This window comes from Methylobacterium sp. WL116, from assembly GCF_008039455.1.
Taxonomy (GTDB): domain Bacteria; phylum Pseudomonadota; class Alphaproteobacteria; order Rhizobiales; family Beijerinckiaceae; genus Methylobacterium.
Window position 1 is genome coordinate 1 of the sequence record NZ_VRUV01000688.1, and the last position, 2018, is coordinate 2018.

The window sequence follows — 2018 nt, forward strand, 5'->3', positions numbered from 1 at the left end:
CCGGAATACCGCAACGCCTCGCTCACCGACCTGCAGAACACGCCGCTGCTGGTGCGCGCCAACAGCGACCAGCCGGGCGTGCTGACCCTGCTCTCCAGCGTCTCGACCCTGCGCCGCGAGGCGACGCAGACCGTGGTCAACCACGTCAACACGGCGCCGACCTACAATATCTACGCGGCGGTGCAGGATTCCGACCTCGGCTCGGTGGCGCGGGAGATCCGCACCATCGTCGACGAGGAGCAGAAGGCGCTGCCGGTGCCCGACAAGATCACCGTGCGCGGGCAGATCGAGAACATGGACTCGGCGTTCCTGCGCCTCGGCGTCGGCCTGAGCATCGCGCTCATCGCCGTCTACCTGCTGATGGCGGTGAACTATCAGAGCTGGGGCGATCCCTTCGTGGTGCTGGCCGCCCTGCCGCTCGCCTTCTGCGGCATCGTCGCGAGCCTGTTCATCACCGGCACCACCTTCTCGATCCCGTCGCTGTTCGGCGCGATCATGTCGGTGGGCATCGCGTCCGCGAACTCGATCCTGCTCGTCACCTTCGCCCGCGAGCATCGCGAGGCGACGGGGTGCTCGGCGGTCGACGCCGCCCTGCTCGCCGGCGAGACGCGCCTGCGCCCGGTGCTGATGACGGCGGGCGCGATGTTCCTCGGCCTGATCCCGATGGCGCTCGGCACGGGCGAGGGCGGCGAGCAGAACGCCGCGCTCGCCCGCGCCGTGATGGGCGGCATCGCCTTCGGCACGCCGGCGACGCTGCTGTTCGTGCCGTTCCTCTACACGCTGCTGCGCGCGGGCAAGGTCCGGGTGCCGGAGGACTACGCCTGAGCCGACAGCAGCTCGGCGACGGCACCGGGCAGGTCCGAGAAGTGCGAGATCACCCGGTCCGGCCCGAGCTGGTCCACCGGCGTGTCGGTGTAGCCGAAGGTGACCGCCACCACCGGGATGCCGGCGGCCTTGGCGGCATCGATGTCGGCGCGGGAATCGCCGACCATCACCGCGCGCTCCGGATCGCCGCCGGCCCGGCCGATGGTCAGCGTGATGTGGCGCGGATCGGGCTTGCTGTAGGGGAAGGTCGCGCGCCCGCAGATCGCGGCGAAACGGCCGCCGATGCCGAGTTGGTCGAGCAGGTCGACCGCGAGCCCCTCGACCTTGTTGGTGCAGACGGCCAGCCGGAAGCCCTCGGCCTCGAGCCGATCCAGCGCCTCGACCACGCCGGGATAGAGGTGCGAGCGCTCGCACAGATGCGCGCCGTAATGCTCCAGGAAGTCGCCGAACAGCGCCTCGTGCCGCTCCGGCGTCAGCTCGCGGCCGGCGGCCTCGAAGCCGCGGCGGATCAGCGCCTTGGCGCCGGCGCCGATCAGGTCGCGGGCCTCCTCGAGCGCCAGTTCCGGCAGGCCTTCCCGCACGAGCAGCACGTTGAGCGTGCCGACGAGGTCGCCCGCGGTCTCGGCCAGGGTGCCGTCGAGGTCGAACACGGCGATCTTCGGCAGGGTGGGCATCGGGTCTTTCCGGGGCGACGGGGGGAGGGGCCCTCGCTAGCCGGCCGCCCGCGGCGGGGCAAGGTTGCGGGCAGGTTTCGAAACCGTGCGCGTCGTGCGCGAGACGGCGTGCGGCGCCCCACACTTGCCCGAAAAACCCTCGAAAGGAGGGGCGTCACACCCTCCGGGACCCCCCATGAAACTCCCTCTGCTCGCCCTCGGCCTCGGCCTGCTCGCGCCGGGTACCGCCGCCGCCGCCTCGTTCGAGTTCGTTCCGGCGCCCCAGGCCGACCTCAACCGCATGTATCGGGTCGACAAGGTCACCGGCGAGGTCACCTCGTGCCAATACGGCTTGCAGGAAGGCGCCGGCGGCATCGGCCTCACGGTCTGCTTCGCGGCCGGCGAGGGCGCCGGTGCGCAGCCCCCGTCGGAATATGGGCTCGTGGCGACGCGCCACACCCGGGAGGCGGGCGTGTTCCGGGTGAACTACCGCACCGGCGAGATGAGCATCTGCTTCGTGCTGGTGAAGAAGGAGCAGGT

General features: G+C 71.1%; 3 protein-coding genes. 2 read left to right on the forward strand and 1 reads right to left on the reverse strand.

The window, feature by feature from the left end:
- On the forward strand, positions 1-825 hold an 825-nt coding region (locus FV223_RS26280; RefSeq protein ID WP_147729681.1), incomplete at its 5' end, for an efflux RND transporter permease subunit.
- On the opposite strand, the gene gph is transcribed toward FV223_RS26280, so the two are convergent.
- Positions 816-1499 carry a phosphoglycolate phosphatase gene (gene gph / locus FV223_RS26285; protein WP_147729682.1) on the reverse strand — a complete coding sequence of 228 codons (684 nt, stop codon included), beginning with the start codon at positions 1497-1499 and terminating at the stop codon, positions 816-818. The genes FV223_RS26280 and gph overlap by 10 nt on opposite strands.
- Before the next feature lie 175 nt (positions 1500-1674).
- Here gph and FV223_RS26290 point away from each other — a divergent pair.
- Positions 1675-2018 (forward strand): hypothetical protein (locus FV223_RS26290; protein WP_147729683.1); only part of this gene is annotated, 344 nt, incomplete at its 3' end.

Bases quoted from the DNA above. Each gene is read 5' to 3' on its own strand.
- gph (WP_147729682.1), bottom strand. From the start codon at position 1,499: ATGCCCACCCTGCCGAAGATCGCCGTGTTCGACCTCGACGGCACCCTG.